13 protein-coding genes are annotated in these 25,132 nt (G+C 38.7%); 7 read left to right on the plus strand and 6 right to left on the minus strand.

The features are described 5' to 3' along the window. The first annotated feature begins 5 nt into the window (after positions 1-5). From traN to L6469_RS03700, 7 genes are read left to right on the plus strand one after another with little or no spacing between them, the layout of a single operon-like run. Positions 6-857 (plus strand): conjugative transposon protein TraN, encoded by an 852-nt coding sequence (gene traN, locus L6469_RS03670; RefSeq protein ID WP_006283066.1) that lies wholly within the window; start codon positions 6-8, stop codon positions 855-857. Positions 858-860: 3 nt separating this feature from the next. Beyond that, positions 861-1,373, plus strand: a complete 513-nt coding sequence (locus tag L6469_RS03675; RefSeq protein WP_006283065.1) for a hypothetical protein — start codon at positions 861-863, stop codon at positions 1,371-1,373. Between the two features lie 6 nt (positions 1,374-1,379). Continuing rightward, positions 1,380-2,027, plus strand: a complete 648-nt coding sequence (locus L6469_RS03680) for a hypothetical protein (protein ID WP_039870880.1) — start codon at positions 1,380-1,382, stop codon at positions 2,025-2,027. Position 2,028: 1 nt separating this feature from the next. Further along, positions 2,029-4,221, plus strand: a complete 2,193-nt coding sequence (locus L6469_RS03685) for a type IV secretory system conjugative DNA transfer family protein (protein WP_006283063.1) — start codon at positions 2,029-2,031, stop codon at positions 4,219-4,221. Positions 4,222-4,247: 26 nt separating this feature from the next. After that, positions 4,248-4,877: a DUF4134 family protein gene (locus L6469_RS03690; protein WP_074803295.1), complete on the plus strand. Its 630-nt coding sequence runs from the start codon at positions 4,248-4,250 to the stop codon at positions 4,875-4,877. Between the two features lie 22 nt (positions 4,878-4,899). Next, positions 4,900-5,430, plus strand: coding sequence for a glycoside hydrolase family protein (locus L6469_RS03695; RefSeq protein ID WP_006281071.1), 531 nt, complete (start codon positions 4,900-4,902; stop codon positions 5,428-5,430). Next, entirely contained in the window at positions 5,420-5,956 is a 537-nt protein-coding gene (locus L6469_RS03700; protein ID WP_039869174.1) for a hypothetical protein, read from the plus strand. Before L6469_RS03695 ends, L6469_RS03700 begins: the two co-directional genes overlap by 11 nt. Positions 5,957-5,961: 5 nt before the next feature. Here the strand turns inward: L6469_RS03700 and L6469_RS03705 are convergent, their stop codons facing one another. From L6469_RS03705 to L6469_RS03730, 6 genes are all read right to left on the minus strand, one after another. Next, positions 5,962-6,564 carry a hypothetical protein gene (locus L6469_RS03705; protein WP_039869177.1) on the minus strand — a complete coding sequence of 201 codons (603 nt, stop codon included), beginning with the start codon at positions 6,562-6,564 and terminating at the stop codon, positions 5,962-5,964. A gap of 89 nt (positions 6,565-6,653) precedes the next feature. Further along, positions 6,654-7,601 carry a helix-turn-helix transcriptional regulator gene (locus L6469_RS03710; RefSeq protein WP_074803298.1) on the minus strand — a complete coding sequence of 316 codons (948 nt, stop codon included), beginning with the start codon at positions 7,599-7,601 and terminating at the stop codon, positions 6,654-6,656. 55 nt (positions 7,602-7,656) lie between these two features. Continuing rightward, entirely contained in the window at positions 7,657-9,753 is a 2,097-nt protein-coding gene (locus L6469_RS03715; RefSeq protein ID WP_074803301.1) for a 3'-5' exonuclease, read from the minus strand. Positions 9,754-9,756: 3 nt separating this feature from the next. Further along, positions 9,757-15,888 (minus strand): DEAD/DEAH box helicase, encoded by a 6,132-nt coding sequence (locus L6469_RS03720; protein WP_074803304.1) that lies wholly within the window; start codon positions 15,886-15,888, stop codon positions 9,757-9,759. A gap of 3 nt (positions 15,889-15,891) precedes the next feature. Next, the gene (locus L6469_RS03725; protein WP_223918765.1) at positions 15,892-18,006 is read right to left on the minus strand and encodes an AAA domain-containing protein; all 2,115 of its coding nucleotides are present in this window, start codon (positions 18,004-18,006) and stop codon (positions 15,892-15,894) included. Continuing rightward, positions 17,960-25,132 (minus strand): sacsin N-terminal ATP-binding-like domain-containing protein, encoded by a 7,173-nt coding sequence (locus L6469_RS03730; RefSeq protein WP_074803307.1) that lies wholly within the window; start codon positions 25,130-25,132, stop codon positions 17,960-17,962. The genes L6469_RS03725 and L6469_RS03730 overlap by 47 nt, the downstream gene beginning before the upstream one ends.

A 25,132-nucleotide genomic window follows, 5' to 3' on the forward strand; every position in this document is an offset into this window, starting at 1 on the left:
TCAATATGAAGACATTCAAAACATTCAGTGCATTTCTGCTTTGTGCTCTTTCTGTTCTGCCCTCAAAGGCGCAGCAGACTTACGAAGAAATGGAGCAGCTTACGGTTAATGAACAGGTAACGACCATCATCACGGCAACTGAGCCAATCCGTTTTGTGGACATCAGTACGGACAAGGTCGTGGGGGACCAGCCTATAAACAATACGATACGTCTGAAACCTAAAGAAGGTGCAGAAACGAATGCTGATGGCGATGTACTTGCCATCATTACAATCGTAACGGAACGTTATCGCACCCAATATGCCCTCATCTATACTACCCGACTCCAGGAAGCGGTAACGGATAAGCAGATTCTGCCAGATGAGAAAATTGCTTACCATAATCCTGCGGTTAGCATGAGTACCGAAGATATGACAATGTATGCCAGAAAGATATGGTGTTCATCCGCCAAAATACGTAATGTAAGCACAAAGCAGCACAGGATGGTTATGCGACTGAACAATATCTATGCCGTTGGAGATTACTTCTTTATCGATTACAGCATCGAGAACAAGACAAATATCCGTTTCGACATCGATGAAATCCGGGTCAAACTCTCAGATAAGAAACTGACCAAGGCAACAAATGCCCAAATGATTGAACTCACACCGTCACTGATTTTGGAGCAAAACAGATCTTTCCGTCATGGTTACCGAAATATCATTGTCCTAAAGAAGATGACCTTCCCTAATGACAAGGTGCTTACCATCGAGATAGCAGAGAAACAGATAAGTGGCCGTAATATACAACTCAGCATTGATTATGAGGATGTGTTATCTGCAGATTCATTCTACACAAGTCTATTAAAGGAGGAGTAAATCATGAAGAAATATCTGTTTATACTTATTACTGCGATTTGTTTTTCTGCCAATAGCCATGCCCAGCGTAATGGAACCAGAATCAATCTGGGAATGGGAGCACTGTATGAAAGAGGTCTTGATGTCACATTGTCGTGGGAACACGAAACCAACTATCATAATGCATGGGAGGTATTTCTGAATGGCTACATCAAATGGGACGAGTGTGAATCATGCGGTCATGTATGTCCAAAATCGTTCTGGCACAATTACCGCACGTGGGGAGTTGGTGCTGCTTACAAACCCTGTGTATGGCGTAGTCGTAACAATTATGGAGCTGTCCGGATAGGAGCAAGTGCCGGTAGTAATACAGATAAGTTCCTTGGTGGCATTCATATTGGCTATGAGCATAACTATGCCCTACGCAAAGGATGGGAGCTCTTCTGGCAGGCGAAATGTGATTTGATGGTTCCTAATCGTGAGGATCTGTTCCGTACGGGCATTGTACTTGGGTTCAAAATACCAACTATAAAATGATAAAAAATGAAAGCATTATACTTTATTCTAACAACAGTGTTTGCCATGTTCTTCGTCTCCTGCGACGAGCATCGAGACTTTCCTGACATTTCTACCAAGCCCGGCCATATTCTTCTGACCACAGGAAAAATTGTCAGTACAGAAGACTATAAAACCCATGGAGGAACAGCAATAGCCGTTGTTTTTTACGTCAATCCGTCCAATTCATCAAGTGAGCTCGGCTATGCAGTATATCTGCATGATGTTCATTCGGTCCAGTTCTCAGACAGTATAGGAATTAAACAGAGCACGACAACTGATGTAACGGCTTATGATGGCAATAAAAATACGTATGCAATGTTTGTCTCAGGTGTCTCCCCTGCTGCACAGACAGTTTATGATTTGTGGGAATATGGTCAAAGTGCCTATATCCCTTCTGTAGCACAACTCAGATTGCTCTATGCCGCAAAACATGTCATTAATCCCTGCATAATGATGTGTGGTGGAGAACCTCTTTCTGAAGATGCTGACGGATGCTGGTATTGGTCGAGCACGGAGGTTCAGGGACAGGAAATTTATAAAGCCTGGTTATACTCAATGAATAGCGGCGCCATTCAGGAAACGCCCAAAGAACAATTTCATAAAATTCGTCCTATCATAACTATCAACAAATAGAATGGAAGAGAGTAAAGAACTGCAAACATCATATAAGATATTCAGGACGCTCATCTACATATCACTTGTAGTTGAGTTCTTTGAATATGCAATCAACCCAGAACTGCTTGATTACTGGGGCGGTGTCGTTGTGGATTTACACAATCGCATGAAGCGCTGGTTCATATATAGCGACGGGAATATAATTTGGAGCAAGGTTGCTACTCTTGTGCTGATTCTTATCACCTGTATCGGAACACGTAACAAGAAGCATCTGGAATTTGATGCCAGAAGACAGGTGTTATACCCTTTGGTCGGAGGCTTCTTTGTTACAATTGCGTCCGTTTGGCTATTCGGCAAAATGATAGATGTTCGCTTTTATACCATAACGCTGAATCATTGGTTATACATGGCTGCATCGGTAACGGGAACCATCCTGATTCACGTAGCTCTTGACAACATCAGTAAATTTCTGAAAGAAGGACTTCTGAAAGACCGTTTCAATTTTGAAAATGAATCGTTCGAGCAATGCCAGGAGCTCATAGAAAACCAATACAGTGTCAATATACCTATGCGCTATTATTACAAGGGTAAATTCAGAAAAGGATGGGTCAATATCATCAATCCCTTCCGAGGTACTTGGGTTGTGGGTACTCCAGGTTCAGGTAAGACTTTCTCCATCATAGAACCATTCATTCGTCAGCATAGCAAAAAAGGCTTTGCTATGGTGGTGTATGACTACAAGTTCCCTACCCTTGCTCAAAAACTCTATTACCACTACAAAGTTAACCAATCGGAAAATCAGAAAGCAGGTAGGAATTTCAAGTTCAACATCATCAATTTCGTAGATGTTGAATACAGTCGTCGCGTAAACCCTATCCAACAGAAGTATATTCCAAACCTTGCAGCTGCTTCAGAAACGGCAGAAACCTTGCTAGAATCCTTGCAAAAAGGAAAGAAAGAAGGTGGCGGCGGCAGTGACCAGTTCTTCCAAACCTCTGCAGTCAACTTCCTTGCTGCATGTATCTACTTTTTCTGCAATTGGGAAAAAGAGCCATACGACGCCAATGGCAACAAACTTATAGCTCAGAAGGTAAAGGAGCCCAAGACAGGACGAATGAAGTTAACAGGCAGAGTCTTTGACAATAACGGCAATGAGGTACAACCTGCCTATTGGCTCGGTAAATATTCTGATATGCCCCATATTCTTTCTTTCCTCAATGAGAGCTATCAGACCATTTTTGAAGTTTTAGAGACGGATGATGAAGTAGCACCTCTGTTAGGTCCTTTCCAGACAGCATTAAAAAATAAGGCAATGGAACAGCTGGAAGGTATGATTGGCACACTACGAGTCTATACATCCCGTCTTGCCACCAAGGAATCCTATTGGATATTCCATAAGGATGGTGATGATTTTGACCTGAAGGTATCTGATCCCAAGAATCCATCATACCTCCTGATTGCGAACGATCCAGAAATGGAAAGTATTATTGGTGCTTTGAATGCACTTATTCTAAACAGACTTGTTACTCGTGTCAACACTGGACAAGGAAAGAATATCCCAGTCAGCATTATTGTTGACGAGCTGCCAACCCTGTATTTCCATAAAATTGACCGATTGATAGGTACTGCCCGTAGCAACAAAGTATCGGTGGCCTTAGGATTTCAGGAATTACCACAGCTCGAAGCTGACTATGGAAAGACGGGTATGCAGAAAATCATAACCACTGTAGGTAATGTAGTATCGGGTTCTGCACGAGCAAAAGAAACACTAGAATGGCTTTCCAACGACATCTTCGGCAAAGTCGTACAACTAAAAAAGGGTGTTACGATAGACCGTGACAAGACATCCATTAACCTCAATGAGAACATGGACAGCCTTGTGCCGGCATCCAAGATTTCCGATATGCCTACAGGTTGGATATGCGGTCAGTCAGCACGTGACTTCATCAAGACGAAGACAGGGCATAATGGTTCCATGAATATCCAAGAATCAGCTGAGTTCCAGACATCAAAATTCTATTGCAAGACAGATTTTGACATGAAGAAGATTCAGCAGGAAGAATCTGACTACAAAAAATATCCGCTTCCTAAGTTTTATTCATTTCCGTCTGACGATGCACGCGAACGTATTCTATATCAGAATTTCGTGAGTGTCAACAAAGATGTGAAAGAGATGATTAAAACCATCCTCATGTTTAAGGTGAAAAATTAAGTATAACCATCAAAAGAAAAGACATCATGAGAAAGTATTTGCTTATCCTGTTTATAGGCTTTGTCACCTTGCCAAGTGTAGCACAGACGGGGGCATCAGCCCTATCAGATGCATCTGATGGCATCTTTTCCTACACCCCTTACGTTCAAGGACTCTGTTTTGCTATTGCTGCTATCATAGCTATTGTAGGAGCACTAAGTACCTACATGGCTATGCAGACAGCACCGCAACAAATAACAAAACGCATTTCAATTACCCTAGGTAGTTGTTTGTGTTTTGTATCTATGGCTTTGGCTTTACCACATTTCTTTGGTTATGAATCTTATTCGACAGGAGAAAACACAAGTTCATCGACAAGTGGAACGTCAAGTTCCTCTGATGGGTTTCTTGCATCTGACAAAGGAGGTATTTCTCAAAGTGGAATTATCACCGAAATTCCATCATTCGCCGATGATCATTGGGTGCACTTCCCTAGTGGAACCAAGATGGAAACAGCAAACTATCTTCTAGATATTTACGCCAAGAATGGTAATGGTTCACCAGGATCATACGGAAATACTTTGGATTATATCCAAAAGCTCTATTGGAACAGAGAAATTGATTACGGTACATTTAATGCACTTATAAGTCTAAGTGGTAATCTTCCACATAATTAAAACAAAAACAAAGATGATTAGAATGTCTATTATCAGCCTGTTAGCATTTATGCTTTCAAGCATATCTTCAATAGCTAGAACTATTTCTACAGTTCGTTATTCCGAGCCGTCCAAGTACTATTCGATTTTCAGCATATCTCCATTCGAGCGTGCTGTTTGCTGTATCAAGTACTATGAAGGAATGCATCGGAAAAAGGACTTTCCCTATGTAGGATATGGCCACAAATTAAGACCTGGAGAACAATATTCATCCAACATGTCCCACAGAGAGGCTGACAAGCTTTTACGCAAAGACCTATCTAAACTATGTGACTTGTTCAGGTGCTATGGTAAGGACTCTCTGCTGCTTGCTGCTCTTGCCTACAATGTAGGCCCCTATCGTATCTTAGGCCGAAAGGGAAAATACTCAAAGAGTAAATTGCTGAAGAAGATTGAAGCAGGAATACGTGATTTCAAAAAGGACTATATAGATTTTTGCCACTGGAAAGGTAAGAAAGTGGCATCCATCGAGAGACGCAGATATGCAGAATTTGAATTACTATATGAACGATAACGTAAAAGATGATTATATCTGTATAGAAGTGGAAGGAATTACCTTTCTATCGACAGGCAAATATTACGATGGCATCAACAACATCATTTCCCATGATCTGAAACATGCAGATAAAGCTGCCATTCAGTATGCCGCACGAAAAATGGCAGCACTTGTGCCGCTAGATTCTATCATTGTGCCCATACCCAACCATCATGGAACGGCAAAAGAGACCTTGTTTCTTGCCAAAGCTATAGCAGAATATAGCCACTCCTCCATCGCCAACATTCTTATTGGGAAAACAAGAGAGTCGAACTATCTAATGAAGAAACTCGGCACGCCATTGACTGAGGAGCAAATGGGATTTCAACAAACCAAACCTCTTCCCGATGGCTTTACACCAATAATTGTTGATGGTGTTGTAGATACAGGTACTTCGGCAAAAGCTGCGTTCCATGCCTTGGGTGGTGGAATTGTTCTCTCATTTGCAATGAGTAACACATTGTTGGAGCAACAAGAAGTACAATCTGTTGGTTTTCACAGATAACTGTTTCAGCAGAAAGTGTAGTTATACCAGATTTCGTTGAATTTGTTTGCCTGCTCTTTATTTAACAACACACCGGAATGCCCCTCATTCCAATTCACACCAGGCAGAGCTGAGTTCAACGCTTGTATTGATACCATTTTAGATTTGTTTGGATGGATCATACAATCGGGCAACATTCGGACATACCACGTAGCCCTACCCTTCCCGCTCCAGTCCTTATCTCTATATGGCAAACTAATGATGATACCAGACATGACAATACCCGTATTGCCATTACCGACCTTCAACATAAAGAAACGGTCTCCAATATGGACTTTCTTATAATCAAAGATACTCCAGTCATAATAGAATCCTTCTGTATAGAAGTCTTCCATTGCATGTTCAAAATCAACAAGTTTATGGCTACTAATTTCCGGATTCCATCTCATTATGAAAGTCCGTTGTTGTCGGATCAATGCTCGAGGCACAAAAGGGGCTTCTTTAACAACCATCTTCGGATTCATGAGCGGATCTTTATCTATGCGCTCGCTTAATACGCATCCTACCAGCAAGTTAGAGTACAATGATCCTCTATACTTCTGATTAACCTGGCCTTTAGCATTTATCATACTCTACAATTTTAATACAGGTACAAAAATAGAAGGAGGTTATTCCAAATCATGGGACAACCTCCTAAATTTTGATAATATGATAAAAATTATACTTTATCCTTTACATCTATGTTATACATTTTCAGTGTATCAATAGCTAGCTGACTGATTTTATCTGCCAACGACTGAGGATAAATTACCTTCAGATTATTGGCCAAACTAAGAATATGACCACAGAAATCGCTTGTAGGTCGAACATAGTATTCAAAATCAGTATAGTTTTCTCCTTGTCCGATAGCCCTTTGACTATGATGCAAAGGAAGATCTCGCAAATAGTAACGCTGCTTGCCATATGCACGGAGGATGATACGTTCTGCTGAAGTTTCATCACTAGCAAAAACACCAAAACACTCACTAAAAAAGTCTTGTGCATCAAAATCATCCCGAATGTCAAATTTCACATCTGTCAAAGACATTTCCTGTATGCGGTCAAAAGAATAAATCGCAAAGTAGTCACGTTCCTCCTTCTCAGGTGTAGCATCACGATGGAAGTGAGCCAGTATATACCAACGTTGATTAAACAGCTTCAAGCAATATGGCTCGAAGTCTGCCTCGGTGATTTTGTCTGATTCATATCTGCGATATTTAACAGCCAAACGGACCTTCTTCTTCATTGCTTTGATACAAATCTGAAGATAATCGTCACAAGGAATCTGCTGAAGAAGAATGCGATCGTGAAGACACTTGCTTTCAGATATAATATCATTTACCGACATCGTTGAAACAATCCAGTTCTGAACTGATTCTTCATGCAGGACATTCTCATTACCAATATAATACTTATAGCCACCCTTACGGTCGCATTCGATATAGATACCGAATATATCCTGAATGGCATCCTTATGACGGTTGAAAGTAGAACGTGCAAGCTCTACTCCCCCACTCATTTCAGTGTCAAGCCATTTTTCTTGTATTTCAGCAAAAGTAATTCTATGTGCTCGTTTTATTGTATTCACGAGCCATATATATTCCTTGAATAATGATGGTACAGTCATATAACTTTTATTAAATCATGTGGTATCATCTTTGCAAGAAACAACAGATGAAAAATTAACTATTAGGAGTCAACAACCCTGTTGCTTCTCCATATCCAACAATAAATACTAGTTGTCTAGCACGTGTGATTGCTACATAGAGCAAAGAACGTTTTGCAGAAAGGAATTCTTTTTTATCCAAGGCATCCATACCAGAGAACGGATATGAATCCGTTGCTATTGAAGGTATATTACGCTCATTTATATCCATAAGTATAACTACCTTGAATTCTAAGCCTTTCAAGGAGTGCAACGTGCAAAGAGAAATTCCATCCTGAACCCCTGACTTGACTGTACCTTTCAGAACTCTGTAAGGAGTGCCGTCGGTATGAAAGCGAGTCTGGATTTCTTTCATCATTCCCATACTTGGAGCGGCTACACAAATGTCTTTCAATGCAATATTATTCTGCTTGCACTCTACTATCCATTCAATAATCTGATTGACTTCTTCAGATGCATTACCGACAATCTTGTAAACAGGCTTTTCTCCTCCATGGATGAGAGAAACATAACCTTTAATAGATTCTGTACCTCCATCCATATCATCGTAAGTTTGGCCTTTAATAACTCCAACAGCTACTTTCTTGATAGGTTCAGTTGTACGATAGTTAATCTTCAATCGCTTACTACGGACACCACGCACATTGATACCAGCTGCACTAAAGTTTATCTTGCGACCACTGTAAATACGCTGCATAGGATCACCGGTCAGGAACAAGTCATTTCTTCCCTCTGCGACAAGAGCACGAAGGAATTTAAGTTCAGGATTCGAGAAGTCCTGGAACTCATCAGCAATCACATTGGTATATGGACGCACATTGTTATCATTTAAATACTTGGTTGTCTCATTAAACAATTCAAGACGATCAACTACTTTACGCTCTTGCTTAAGTGAAACATACTTTTCTACAAGTTTCCATATTTCTATGCGCTGTTTTCGACTTAACGCTTTTGTTCTGCCTACACGTTGCTGCATCATGTATGACTTAACATCTGCATTGCCGAAATACACAATAACATCGATGTACTCGTCATAAAGGAACTGTTCATCAAATTCAGTCACCTCTGTTTCAAGCACCTCGCGCCAGAGTTTTAGAGATTCCTCATCACCTGAATAATCAAGTATCTTATAGCCATCCTTAACATTATACTGACGTGCTGTTTCTATCAGAACCTGATCAATATTGCTCAAAGTACAACGAGAAGGGTTAATATCCATCTTCTTTACCAAGTCCTCCAGATTTTCTTTGAGAGTTCTTGTGTATGTTGTGAAGAGAATCTTGGCATCCGGGTTCGCACTAAGATGCTTTAAACGATGAAGAGCAGCTACGGTTTTACCTGTACCTGCGCCACCACTAACCTTCATTGTACCTTTATAATCTGCATCAACAAGTTTTTGTTGCGAAGGATGAAGGAACAGCTGCCATTTATCCATATCATTATCCAAAATACGCTGCAATGCGTCATCGTCGGTAAGTTCAACAAAACGACGCTTATTGTTATTGCTGAGCAACTGATCTTCATTTTCTTTTGCTTGTCCTTCCTCTATTTCAGCAATAATATCATCAATATCCTCTCCGTCAAGAAGATTATAGATATTCTCAAATGCATCTGTAGGAAGATACTCTTCGAGTGGTTCCAAATCATCCAAAGACTTAATAAGCTTAACCTGATTGACCAAATCTTCTGGGACACCAATTTTAAGCCATTTTTCTTCATTAATATTACAGAATGGAGATGATTCATCTGTAACCGCAGATTCTGTATTGACTACAGTCTCAGTTGTTTGATGTATTGTAACCAACTGGCAAGCCTGAGTGTGGTCATTCCATACAAGTTTCTTGCGGATACCCCAGTTGTAGGCTTTTTCATGAGTTCCTACATAAAGTAGATAAGCATTGTCATCAACAAGTCCAATGACGGCGCGGTAGTTGTCATCAATACGAGCTGTACGCATTGAATCGTCATTGAACTGAGCAATTGGTTCCAGATGCATTCCATTGGCACTAGTACACTCACGGAACTTTTTCTGGAAGTTTACCACTTTAGTCTGTATCTTCTTAGGAAGAGCAAAAAGTGGCTCGTAGCATGTATCAGAAAGAAACAGTCTCATATATTATTTGTTTTTAATTTCGTTAATATCAAAGTTGTCTGAATAAATGATAGTATAACCAGCTGATTCAAATATTGCCTTTGAGTTATCATCAGTAGGATCGATGGCAACTTTTGAATTTCTGATAAGCATTCCTGCTGAAGCGAGAACGATTCCATCCGAATCTGTTAGGTCAACATCTCCTTCAAGACCGAATTGTATATTATTGTCAAGCAATATGTCAACAATATCTTCCAAACCAGGATAGTACATCTTTACTTCGTCTCTATCAATGTCAATAGTTGGAGGTGCGTCGGTTACCGCAGGCTTGTTTGAGAAGAACTGTAAAAGATTATACCTACGCCAGAATCCCACCCATTCTTCCTTATCAATATTAAATTGAAGTTGCTGTAGGTGCCAATCATATTGTATTGCCCCATCCAAGGCAATCGCAACCTCCTCATCGGTTGAATCATCGTTCAGGGTATCATAACAACTATCATCTATTGTTATTTCACCTTGATACAATGAACCACCAAAGCCCATAAAATTCTCCGCATTTGCAATACAACCAAAAGCAGTTTCCTTCAGATTACCAGGCTGTGGGTTCTTCAGTAATTCAATCAAACGAGTCACAGAATTCAAATCAAGAGAATCTTCCTTTTCGTTTTCAAACAGAAGTATATCGTCCCATGTGAGCGTCCAGGAATAGAGATAGTGGGTTAAGGAATCGCGAATACCATCCCGTTTCTCCTTGTCACCATAGAACCTCATATTTGGAGCCTGTGCATGAAAAGCGTAACCGTCAAGGAATATTGCCCACATTGGCAGATTCTCTATGTTATGAATGGCTACTCCATTGATTGTTGCAGACATACATATAATTTGAAAATCTGCTACAGTGTAGTTCCTCACGCCATAGTGTCCTCCTAATGCAAACTGAGGAATAACATAATAACGGATGTCTGTGTTACCATCAAGGATATGCATATCATATCGGTAACTATCAGCATCAGGAACCTTTTCAAATATCCAATTATTATTTCGACAAATTGTCTTCAGTGCGCTTACAAATTTCAGTTCAAGTTCGCTGTCTTCGGCAACACCAGTTTGGGAAATAGTGCCAACAGAACCTGAAAGTGTCTCCCATGAATTGGCATGACTGACAAGCTTTTCAAACAAGGCTTCTGCTGCCTCTCTGCTGAAGGCATCACGCTTATACTGATTTCCATAAGTAAGAATACAATGGTAGCATCCGTCTTTGCCCTCCCACTGACACTGGCAGTCATGTATCTTGTCGTATGCCATCCTTAGAAGAATAGTAAACTCCTCTGTATTATATAGTTTCGAAAGATAGCCTGTACCTCCAGGAATGGTATCGTACATAACAAGATAATGATCCTTTTGCATAGTGCCAAGGTTCATTTCTGTGTAAGAGTCTATACGAATATGTTCAGGAGAAGACTTATAGTAAGCTTTCATACCCAGTTCTATACCAGCCTTGAACATTTCAACAGCAGCCTTTGCATCCATAATTTGTATTGGCAACAAAATTTTTATTGCCTCCGTCTGCATATGCCGATAGAGGTATAGGCGCTCGAATACATGTTCATCCCTGTCATCGGCAAATGCAACATCCTTATGAGTACAGAACTTATAATGTTGATCTTCTAGTGTTGCCCCACTCAGGATTGGTGTTGACTTTCCACAATATCGACATGTAACAAATCCATTCTGCGGTACTGTAGTATCATTATCAACCTCTACTTTACTACCAGACTGCATCTGCATACCATAATTTACCTCATATAGCTCCATATTATTGCAGAATTCGATACCGAAACCAACTCCTCTGATTGCATAAGAGGTTGTTGCTCCCGTATGACGGAACATATAATGTCGCTTTATGATGTAGTTTTCAGAATCTCGATCTTCACTGGAGTCATCAAGAGCTGCGTCATTGCTATGCATAACACTTCTTGCACCAGTAAACTTCAATATAGGATGACGATTGACTCCCCATGACGGATCATTACATTTTGGACAAGCAGCATCCTCAAATCCTGAATCCCCCTTTAAAGCTACACAGTCGCATTTTGAGCAGAACTTCATAACTGTCAAAGAGTCCTTCCAATCAAAAGTATTCAATCCACTTACATTGAGCTTGAATTTTTGTGTATAAAAGTTATTACCTGGTGCAAGCTCTTTGATTCCTTGGGAAGCAGGACGAGTCAACTCAAATGTCTTCGGTTCTGCCACATTACCCTCCTTATCTTCTTTTGCATGAGAGGCATAGACATTTGCTTGCAATTTAACTCCAGTCTCAGGGAAAGCATAATTTGGTAAGAGTCCAACATTTGTCATATACTCAATCATGCTTTCACTCATTATCTGGCCATACTGCTTTTTTGTTGCTTTGATAAGTTCTTCAATCTGTTTAATAGCAGGGTCATTTGGCTGTATTCTCTTCTTTTGATTGTCATATTCTTCAAGTTCTTTGCCAAGATGATGCAAACGATCGGTGAGCAAAGCAAACTCATTGATAAGCCTGTTGTAGAACGTACCGTCATCAAGTGTCTCAAACAACTTGCCAAGTGCTGGCTGGGTTTTATCCTCATACTGATCGCAGAATGCAGACCGTAATGAAACCTTGTTATTTTTAATGAATGCAACAATTCGGTTCAGAATAAATGCTTCATCATTGAAAATGTTATCATTCAGCAGATGAAGGTCTCGGATATTGCTTGGAAGTGTATTCTGAACATCAGATGAAGTCCATGTGTCTATGCAATATGCTAGAAAGTGACGTCTAAGAATGTCCTTTGCTTCAAGGAAACATCCGGGCGTATTTACTTCTCCTTGCATCATTTCCTCTGGATACGTGTAATAATACATATCATGAGGTTCGCCAGCATGGGCATAGTTCAATACTAAAGCGGAACCTTCCTTACGACCAGCACGACCAACTCTCTGAAGGAAATTGCTTGGCTTTGGAGGGATATTTGTATTACCCATTACGTTCAGATCACCAATATCAATACCCATTTCCAAAGTGGAAGTAGCACATAGAACATTAGTTGAATTACTATGCGGATGCCGTTTAAAGTCCTTTTCAAGTTCTTCTCTGTCATAACGCTCCAACAAACCCGTATGCTCGTGAGCATGAACACGAGGAGAAAGATTTCGATTGTAAACCTGCTGATAATAATTTAGTTCAGGCTTCGTTTCTTCCGAATATGTACCCTTACACTTATAGTCAAGACAATGGGTTCCTTCGGCAAGATTATCTTGTACGGCAACACACAAACGAGACTGACAGGTATCACACTGGATGTGCTTCACCTTATTGCTTATCCATATATTTTCAGGTCTGATAGCATAATTACCACCACCTTGTTTCTCTCGGTTGAGCAATCCTACTTCAACCATAGTATCAAGAAGTTTGCGCATAAAGTCATTGAAAAGAGCAGAGTTCTTTCCAATCCAAGGATCTTCAAATACCTCTATGAAGTAATTGCTATACCATGTCTGCTTACTATCACCACGCATTACTGCCATATCAAGCATTTCATGGTTCTTTCCTGTATGGACAGTACCTACAAGTTTTGGAAATTGCATACTGCCACCTAAAGATTTGTTCAAGAAATGACGACCATCCCATTGCCAGTTCAGAGCCCACTGATTCAGATTTTCTTTTCTATACTTTTCAAGGTATGGATGATCAACTGCCCCATGAGTTCGCATACGCTGAAGAACACCATAAATGAAATGTATGAAAGTAGATTCGTTCTCACCGATATGCTCCATAGCATTATCCTTCAACCAGTCCGTCATCTTAGCATGAACTTCTGACAACAGTTCTTGTTTGAAGAAAGATGCTGATGCACCAGTCTTTTCCAGAGTGCGACCAAGCTGGGCAGTAAGGGCAAATTCGCTGAGAATCTCCCAATCTACTCGCAACTCAAACTCCTTCTTGAAATTATCCATGAAATCACTGCCTTCACCTGCAACACGATAGTTCTTACGCAAGTCTATACTCTTTGCCAAATCCGCAGGAAGGAATCTATTAAAGTATTCCTCATCCGTCAGTTGTTCATGCCAATATTCTTTGAATCCCTTCTGCAACTCAACCAGATTGATTGGTGTAGAAAGCGTATTGATATATTTCTGCATTGACTGACGGAACAGGAAACGGTAAGTACGTGCTTCATAGAATCCTGCCTGATGTGCTGCGTCCTGTACACTATTAGTAAATACCAGAATCTTTCTTTCATCGGCATTTGCGTTATCAAAGTCACTAGACAAGACCTGACTGATGGCGACACTTGATAGTGTAGATGTGCGGCCACCAATCTGGCATATTGTATCTCCGCCATTACATTCAGGACAAGTACGCATGAACTTTTGATTACCGTTCCTGTTTGAAGAAGATTTACTGCAAACACGCAGACGTATTGTGTCACTATCGCTTACACTCGCTTCTGATAGATCTTTCATCTTTACATGAAGAGTGACATTAGTTGCATTCTCGCTTATGTAATCATCTACCGCCTCATGACGTTTCATTTCTGTATTGAGAAGAACCACGTCCTTCTCTTTCGATGCAAACGCCATGTTGATAGTACGAACATCGCTACAGAACTTATCATCCGTAGCAAGTCTTCTGCTAATCCAACCACTTGCTCCACAATCACGACAGAAGTACATTGGCAATGCCACACGGTCTTCATCAGACTTTATGCTCCCTCTCCATGTAAATTCAGGTTCTTTCTGTACATAGCGTAAAATACCACTTAGTTCTCTCTGCCAAAGTTGAACCTGAAGATACAACATGGGGACAGTCTTAGTGCCGGTAAGAGGTCGCTTAGAGTATGCAATCAATGCCATGAGGTTTTCGATGGCGATGCTGCATGTTTTTTCCGTATATTGTTGTCTTAATCGTCTGAACTCAGAATTGTCTTCCAATTTATATTGAAGTTCATCAAGTGTCAGAATGCCATCCTTTAAGGCGTTAAGCAAATCGCGAACGATTCCCATGCGCCTAAGAATCTGACCAGCTTCTACAGGTGTAGCGTCACTCTTTTTCAGCCAGTATTTACACAATCGCTTGATATATGTTTCTACTGTATCATTATTGCCGAATATGCATTCTTTGATGAGTTTACCGTCAGGAATACCCATCGCAACTGCATCAATATATTCATCTACAGGAATACGATGTTCTTCAATGACATTCTTTTCCTCAAACTGTTCACCAAATACATTTGTAGCGTATTCGCAAAGTCGCGTCTTACTATCTTGACCACTGCCAATAGTGGCTGAAGTTCCAATAGGGCAAAGAGATTCCTTTGGCAAGTTCAACTTTAGCTTCAGACGACGAATAAGATTGGCAACATCTGTTCCTTGGGCTCCATCGTATGTATGAAGCTCATCAAGCACGATGAAACGCAATGCCTTTTGGTCAGTATCAATATTGCCTTTCCACAATGACATAAATCGCTGACGCATCAATCCATAGTCCAGCATTTTGAAGTTGGTAAGCAAAATGTCTGGCACTGTATCAAGGATAGCATCACGATTCTCAATAATATGGTCTTCACCCATATCACGAGGATATTCTTTTGCATCAACTCCCTCGCCAACGAACAAGCCTGCTGTTACCTTTCCCTTCAGCCTCGGATCATTCCAGATTGTTTCAGCCAAACGCTTTGCTTGATCACTTGCCAAGGCATTCATTGGGTACATAATGATAACCTTTACACCAGTCTGACGCTCGTACTGATTGCAATGGTAACAATAGTCAAGTATTGGATAAAGGAAACACTCTGTCTTTCCAGAACCTGTTCCTGTAGTCAGAAGTGTAGGCTCTGGCTTATGTCCATTCTTCATAGACAACTGATGAAATGCCTGTAACTGATGCTTATAAGGAGGGAATGATGGTGCTATATCTAATGGGATATTAGCACTCTCCTCCGCAGTAGCAGACACGAACGGAGTCTTCAAAGAAACGTATGGTCCTTTGAATAATCCATTATCTTTATCCTCAATAAAGCGATAGAACGCATCGCTCACATCCTTTTCTTTGAATCGGAATGTTGCTTTTATATACTCAATAACTGAGTCACGAACTTCGCGTGCTTGTTGGAGTGGTAACATATTTTATCTTTTTAGAAGTTCAATACTAAATTCATTTGAAGAAATCACTTTATATCCTGCTCGTTCGAAGATATTCTTTGAGTCCTCGTCAACAGGATCTATAGCGACATTGTATTCTTTTAGCAACATTCCTGCAGTGGCAATCACAACACCATCCTTGTCCATGAGATCTACATCTCCTTCATGGTTGAATGGAATATTATTGTCTAATAACTGCTCAACTATTGACTCCATGCCTGGATAAAGGGCTTTTATATCATTTTTACTTAAGATTTCTTCCATAAATGACATATCCGACTGTGACATTCCTGAAGAACTCTCTCCTATATGATAACTATTATTAAGAAATGCCAATACATGTGGTGACAAGACAGGTAGGCTCGTTAATGGAACGTCAGTGATGATGAGCGTAGTACTTCTCGAACGACTTGTGGCCACGTTAAATCTTCGTTCTTCCAATGCAAAACCGATGTGTCGCCCAGGAAGATACAGAATGGCATAATCTACCGTCATACCTTGAATTCTGTCAATTGTTTCAACTGTTAAGTCTTCAATTGCCGTATCAGTCAAAAATCTCTTTTGTAATTGGCGAACAGATTCCTTAAAAGGAGATATTATCGCCAAAGAGCGTTCTGGATAATAACGCTCTATTTGGCCAATAATATTGCTAATAACATCAATGCATGTATTGGAAACGACTCCATTAGTATAATCCTTCGTGTAGTAATAAAGAATGCCACCATCTTTAGGGAAATAGGTGCTTGAACATTCACTGAAATCAACTTTATCCTTTTGTACAGACCAGAACCGATTCCCATAGAAAAATGCGGTAAGGTTTGCAGTGGCATCTGGCAGACGGAAGGTAGTTACTATTCTATATGCTTTTACATCCGTTCCAAGGGCGAATGTCTGTAACCCTTCCACTTGAGTATTAGCATTCCAAGTTTTATAGATGTTCTTTTGTGGACTTGCAATAATAGGAGGTAGCTGCATGGGATCACCAACAATCAGACAGTCTTTAGCCAAAGACTTAAATGCTATTATTGCAGTAAGAAATGCCTGTGATGCTTCTTCTATGACAACAAGATCATATGTTGGCGTTCCATTTTCTGCAATTCGTTTCTTGTCGAATGCATAAGATAAAACATAATTGGTTGAACAAAGTAGTTCACCAGCAGGTACTGCTAACGTACTTGTAGCTGGCTTAAGCCCTGGTACTGCACTTCTCTCATCAGCAGACAAGTTTGTTTTTGACACACGATTCTGCTTAACGTACGCTTCCAGTGGTTCTTGTTTAACCAGTTCTATAAGGCCTTTGTTTGCCATCGTCGTAGCGCAAACCGTTTTTCCAGCATCCAAATATTTTGTTATTATGGTGGCAATAGTATAGCTTTTTCCTACTCCTGGAGGGCCTTGTACAACACAACAATGCTCGTTATGCAATGTCTCAGCAATAGTTTCAGCAATAGCGTTCGGATGGTTTTCATCGAATGATAGCTCCTCTGGATGCCAGTCTTTGTATTCTATTCTGGGTTCAATAAGCAACTCTGGAGAAGGAAACATCTCCATATAGTTACTTAGGTTATTAAGGTAATTTACAGGAGGGAATGGCATGAAGAATAGCACCGTCAGCGACTTCCCCTCATCACATTTCCTTTTAAACAGGTCAAACAACGAGAGACTGATAGACGAACATCCAACATAGTCATAATCCGAATTTCCTCTTTTGGTGTAATATAAGGGTAACACATCCGAATTTGGAGAATGATATTGGGTGTTCTTCATGAAATCAAGAAAAGGAATTTGCCATGAAGAAGTTGATCGTCCAAGTTCAGCCCAAGCATTTTTAGAAATGATAGTCAGAGAGCGCAGCATCTTTAGACGTGGAGCCCTGTTTTTAGGGAACTTGAACACCACATGTCCTCTTGCTACATCTACATGGTCAACATAACCAAAAGTCAACTCTTCTTTTTTAACGAGCTGATTTATTGGCGACTTAACCAAAGTCCTTTGCTCCAGTTCTATTTCTCTTACTTGGTCACCAAAGAAATACTGATAGTTTTGTATCTTTTTAGTCTCCATAATCGTCGTCATTAATGTCTTTTTGGTTAAAATCATTACTCTCAATATCCGAGAATAAAGAATTATACGATTCATTGTACGCTACACGAATCAAAGTATAAGCAGTTCCTTTATCCATTAATATTTCAGAATACAGTCTGTTTACTGCTTCCACCTTTTCTGAACCCGTAAGTTTTATCACAATAGCATCTTCAGCTATCCAATCAAGAAGTTCTTTCTTGTTGTGAATATAGAAAAACTCATTGACCTTAGCACCAACAAATACACAAATGATGCATCTGTCGTCAGTAACCATGTTCCAAATGGAAGGTGATATGTGTAATATGCCACCTCTAGCACTGCATCTATGAACGTATTTGCCATTTGTTAATTCATAGTCGCCGTCCTTATTGTCACGCACAAAGTCCTCCAATGTAATATCAGCAGGAGCCATGTCGTTTTCCTTGAGACTATTCCAGAATCTTAATTGCGCAAGATAGTTCTCCGTTACAATATCTTCTGGAGATAGACCTTCTCCCAAGATCTTATTCAGAGCTTCATATTCATTATCCTGCATGTCTTCAGTAGGGAAGGTCTTAGTCGATGACTGATTTTTAAACCTTCTAATCTCTTCTTCTGTAGGTGTTTTCGGCTCATAATTTGATGTCCTCTGCCGTTGCGAAGAAGAACTGCTCTGACGAGAAGAATTTGAACCTGAATCCTTGCTCTCACTTTTCTTGCTCTCTGATTGTTTATTTTCAGTTGATTCTTTTCTCTCTGTAGCTTTACTGTCTGTGGCGGTTTTCTGTTCTTCAGCTGTCTTTTGTGACTCATCGTTTTCTGAAGTTGATTCAGTTGGCTGTTCAGAATGTGAGGTACTGTTTGCATTATTAGAAGATGTTGTCTTTGAAGAATCTGCCGATTGACTATTTTTTTGAGTTGAATCTGTTTGAGAATCTTCTGAACTTTGCTCTTCTTGTTGTTCAGAGACCTCTTGTTGTTCTTCCTGCTGCTCTACTTTCAATTCTTCGTCGTAATACTTCTCTTGCTTAATCTCTTCAACAACTTCATCGTCATCAATTTCTGGCTCTTCCACTACCTTAATGTCAAGGAAAGGAACAATATCATTCCAATATTGCTTAATTACAGAAACAAACTCCTCGTCTTGATAAAGGTATTTGCAGTTTTGATTAAGATAGTTGGCAACCTTTTTGTCTTTAAAGTTCTCATCCAGTTTTCCTTTACATTCGCGATAATCAAGATCCATGTCCAAATACAGACATAATTTGCTAACAAAAGACTCATAAACCTTCTTGTCCTGCCAACTATCTACATAATAGAATACTTTATTGTTACTGTCAAAATAGAAATCCTCATTATCGATTGACAAATCCTCATAGCCATAACTAATAGATTCACACAGCATGTATTTCGCATCCAGCACCTTTTGTTTCATTTTGCTAAATACGTCATTCCATTCATAACCATAACGATATGCTATAACCAAGAGTAAACGTCTAATAATCTCTTTTGACACCTTTAAAGTTTGGCTGCTATCGGGAGTCGTTACGGGTTTGGGAACTAAATCTTCATCCGAGAAAATAGGTATGCTCAACAAATTGCATACTTCAATCTCATGTCCTTGGGGGAAGTATGACAAATCAATAACTCTTGGTGATGACCTAAATATGTAAGCCTGACTACAATTGCCTGGGTCAATAGCCAAAAGCTGTGCTACATGAGTAGGTCCTCCTTGGCCATTAAGCCATAAAGCCTTTTCATGAGTTATATAAGTTGTCAACCATGTGTTTTTGTCTTCTGATTTATCATCTATCAGCCACTGCAACACATTTGTGCGATTTCTGTTTTTGGGTTTAGAGTTTATAAGGAATGCGATAATATCACTGATGGTTAGAGATTCCAAGCACTGTTTACATAGCTCAATTAAAGGCTCTGTAAACTGCATCTTTTTGTCTATTATCTTTTCTTGATAATTGGGGATGTACTTCATGTAATCAGCCAAGCTTGAAGAATATAATTCACAAGCTTTCTTCATTTTTTCACTTTCAGACGGAATACAAGCAATATTATTAAACTTCCCTTCCTTAATCAACGCATTTATGGCGGAAATAATTGTTATGTCTTTTGAACCAACGTATTTGCACCAGAAGTATATTGAGAACTCTCTAGATGTTAGAGAGTTAATATCAACCTCCTTAAACCTATCTTGACATCCAATTAAAGTACGTAAAAGATATGTACAGTCTTTGGCTTTACCGTATTTTAAATACTCATCGCTTACATAATTTTTCACAATACCAAATCTCTCGAAGTCACATTTACACTCATATTTTGAACCTAAATAGAGATCTTCAGAACCATATAATTTGTTATTTCTGTCAAATAGCTTGATATTGCGTATTTTTGAGATTCCATAATCTGTATGGTTTAATAGTTCTTTAATGAATGCAAAATGTATCTCTTTGAAATCATCTGTTGAAACAGAGTCTTGAAGAAGAAGGTATTTATCAACCTTTGCATCCAGCCATTGTTGTAGTTCTGCAATCTTCTTTGTTTTTGCTTCTTCTGCAATCTTGTTTATGAGATTCTTTACGTTTTCGTCTTCATAATAGTCTCGAGAAATTTCTCCATCCAATTTGACCATTTTGAATGGCTCCTTTGTAGAATAGTTATCTACTGTTATTCTAAGGGCTTTCTCTATTGGTACAAAGACCCCGGCAGTTGTTGTTTCAACCTGAAGTTGTATCAACTTTGGTGCCATCTCTTTAAATTTCTCTTCTTCTGCCAGCTCCTTACTATATTGATCAACCAAAACCCATGGGAATCTTCTGTCTTGTAAAGTTGGCAGGTCATTCATTATAATACTATAGATGACATCTTTAACATCATCCTTCACACCAAGGTTTTTGAAGAAACGCCTCCAATTTTCAATACTGTCCGTTTTTCTAATATATAATGAACTGACAAAGTTCGTCTTTCCATGTTTCCTTGCAAAATCTTCTATTTGAGCTTGCCCCATGAAGGAATTGGACATATATACCTCCGCTTTGCTCAAAGAAGCAAAACTCAGATTCTCTTCCTTATTGTTAGCATCTCTTGCTGTAAATATTATTATCGGGAGGCTTTTTAATCTTCCGATTTTGGATTGTGAACTAATTCCTGAATCAAACAACCAGGTCCAGAAGGAAATATTTTGATTGGTAAGTTGAAGTGTTTGACTGATAACTTCTGAGTTTTGTTCTATCCACTGACATAGAATCTCGTCATCTATTGTCACGCATCCCATAACATCTTTCCAGTATGGAAGACTATCTTCATTGACGTATGAAGAATCTAATGCATCTATCTCTGGCAATAGACAGGCAGAACATTGTTCCAAAACACCGAACTTATCATCTGAAAGAATATACAAACCGCGTCCAATTTCCAACCTACGTTTCTTCTGTCTGCCATATACATAAACGGGAGTCCCCTTCAGCAATGCTTTGTCTATGTCATTCAATAAAGTATATTTTTTAGACATAAACAAATGGAAGTTCATACATTTCTCTTCCGTGTCTAAGGTTACATTATAACTTGTAGAAGATACTTTCAACGGAATTGATTCCGGAATGTCTTGATTCACAATTACATCCTCAAAAAAGGCTGCAAATTTTTGTGGCTCATATATTTTGAAACCAAATAGATTAAACAGAGCTGATACATTGCTAATTGAATCATATTGTGGTGATAAAATCGTAATAAGGCCACTGGTCATCCAATTACTATTGCATATTTCAGATAATTCATTTTCATAATAATACAGATTTGTATAATTAGTAATACCAGTTATAAAATTACCATCAATATCCATTACTGGAAGGGATTTGAAAACCTCGATGTCTTTGCTGTTATCTGTCCATTGGAATTTAGATAGAAAAGTCCAAAATGACAAGTTTAACTTATCGTCTGCTCCTATTGTCTTGCTTATTTCTTCAACATGGTTCTTTGCTAAATTTTTAAATCTAACATCATTCATGTCGGAAAGACCAAAAAATTTCTTAAGGAAAGCATCGAACTCCTTCAATTCTATTTGATTCTTCTGAGAACTATATTGATTTGATATCGAGTAAGCCCAGCTCTTATCAAACCATCCATAATCTAAATACTCCTTCTTAATAGCTACAAAAGCACTCTCATCAGAAGATTTAAGATACTTCTGTTCTTTGTTTCCATTTATAAAGAATAAGCCATAATCTGTGAAGCGTTTGTAGTTAATTGTCTTTTCTTCACCAGTACCAATTTCTATTCCTTGAATATCATCTTTATGAGTAAATAAATACTCAATAAAATTCATATTGACGGTAATTTCATTGTTAATTGCGCTTACAAGTACATCAATATAGTCATCTGACAAAACGATTTCATTAATTATCACTGAATCAGAAAATGTTTTAACACCAAAATGACTGCTAAAATACTTTCTTGTCGTCTCAGAATACTTATCTGATAAGAATGATATACTAATTGAATTAAGCCATTGAGATGAACACACTTCATGTCCATTAGGCGCAGGTAGGAACACAAACTTGTCCTTAAAGTTATCAATTACTGTGTCATTTTCGTCAATAAATGGCAAGTTGAGATAACTTGTACTAAATCCCACATATGTAGCCATAAAATTGTAGAAATGAACAGATGTGGACTTAATTTTCAGTTTGTTCTTTGTTGCTTCTATGTTATCCTTAGAAAGGAGGACTTCGTTGACAAAACTAGAACAGTTGAATTCAGCAAATGCGCCTTTTATTGCTTCATCCCATGATGCATTATCCTTAAAGAATGTTCTGGTTGCCAAAGATAAATAGTTGAATTTATCAGCAAAAGGTTGTATATCATGAAGATATAAATCGATATTGTAAAAAAGTTCATTGGCAGCATGTAACTTTCCACTCCCTTCCGCGATAAAAATTTTTTCATCAAGAAAGTCTTTAAGTTTATCTTTCTTAAGAAGAAACGCAAGGAATTTATTGTTATTATCTTGATTAGCGATCCATTCTTGAAAATGTTGATTTGAACAAATCTCTTTCAAATCATCAAAATCCCAAATATTCTTTTCACACTCTAATTGTTTTAAATACCTCCGCAAAAACGATTTGAATTCCCTGTCACTTCTGAGTATCATCATTGGTAAGGAGGAAGTAAAACCGGTAAACTTAATAAAATCAGCATCAGACATAATCCCTGCTGACATCAGACTAGTTTCATCTAAGATTGTATCACAAACCTTGGCGTATTCATCTGTAGCAATAGGAATAAGAGTTTCATCTTTTATTTTGGAATCAAAGCCAATCTTGAACCTCTCTATAAGTCCCTTATATTTCCCGTGTTCTTTTATACAAGTGTCAAATACAGGTATTAGGTTAAAGATTGAATTAAGCTTGTATTTTTTCATGTCACACAAGCATTTAATCCAATCAAAGAACTTCTTTCCTGCGATTTCCGAGATTTCAGCATTTATATTGATTTGATCTTCAAAATCAATAACCACATCATCTCGAGGCCCTGTAGGTATCATATCTGTATTCATCAAAAACTTAAAGCCCCATTTTGCCTTGGTAGGTAGGTAACAATATACAAGAGTATCTTCGACCTCTTTCAATTGTACGCCATCTATTTCGCAAGCAAAAGACACTTTCGTCTTTGTGAAGTCATAATATTTGGTCGGAATCTTTAGTGCACCAACATCTTCTTGTTTATCAATGTCTAAGTTGATCGATTTTGTTATCTCGGGTGATACATCATCACTAAAATGATTTACCTGCCAATGTTCATTATCGCAATTGCAAACTAAAGGTTCATCGGACTCGTTAAAAAATACTTTAACAGATGAAAGATTAGGAATAAAGAGAATCACTCTCTCATTCTTAAACACATCTTTGAACATTTGTACATAATTTTGTCCAGAACCACGAAGCGTCTCTATATTTGTCGGACGCAGCGAAAACTTAACTCGGAATTGCTTATCCGCGTTTGTAAAGACATATTTTTCAGATGGAGTCAGCTCATTATAGTTAGTCCAGATTGGCAGGATCTGCCATGGGGTATCCACAATATCCCTTGATTCCTCCCTGTCAAAGCGGAAGGAGAAATCACCTGTTTGCAAATATACGTAATTATTGTCAAGGAAAACGGTTTTAAACCCAATTCCTTTATATCCAATAGTTTCTTTATTATCAGTTTTTTCCTTGTCGTTTATACTACAAATAGCTGCAATGTTACGCTCATTAAAGACAGCTCCGGAATGCATAAATACAAGAGAATCGCGGGTGATATGAAACTCCACATTTACTTTTTCAATAGTATTATTTGCTTTATATGGATAGTCATTAGCATTCTGTAGTAACTCATAAATGAAGATTTCCTTTCCGCTTGCAGTCAACTGATTTTTAAGAGTATCGAGCATCTTGACTATCTTTTGGCCAGCACCAGCCGGGTATCCCATAATATCATCTTTGAGACGTTTAATGAGCTCAAATGCTGAGATTTCCTTAATTGGCTTGGACTCATCTACTTTGAAGTAATAAATGTATTCTTCCTTATTAGCTCCATTAAGAACCCACGAAAACTCATAGTATTTCCCGTCTTCAGGTTTCTTTGTCTTGGGATGATATACTATAGGCTGTTGGTCTTTTCCATTTTGAAGTATCAATTTTGAAAAATCTGAGCGTCTAATATCTCGAATGGTGAAACTTCCATCTTTATTCTCTGTAAACAGACCTATAAACTGATTGTTGCGCAAACGGAGATTGCGTTTGAAAAAAGACTCCTCTGTTTTATCAAAGGATTTAACTTCTTTCACAACAACATTCTTTATGCGAACAATTTGAAGTTTATACGCGTGTTTGTCACTCCTTAATAAAGGCAACATGACAAAACATGTAAATGCGCAATGTCCTTCTTTGACATAATCATTATACTTTTGTGGAACATATAATGACTGAGGACAGAGACCGTTGTTTTCGCCATCAATTGTTATGTTTGTAATTTTGCCACAAAACTTGTCTTTCAGCTCATTCGGGATATAATAATCAAATATACCCATGAACTTGGCATCGTAGAAAAACTTCTTGACGTCTTCATCAGTTGCCTTTAACAGGTCATGTTTACTATTATATTTTGCCAT

Origin of the sequence: Segatella baroniae B14 (assembly GCF_022024235.1) — a bacterium.
Classification (GTDB): Bacteria; Bacteroidota; Bacteroidia; order Bacteroidales; family Bacteroidaceae; genus Prevotella; species Prevotella bryantii.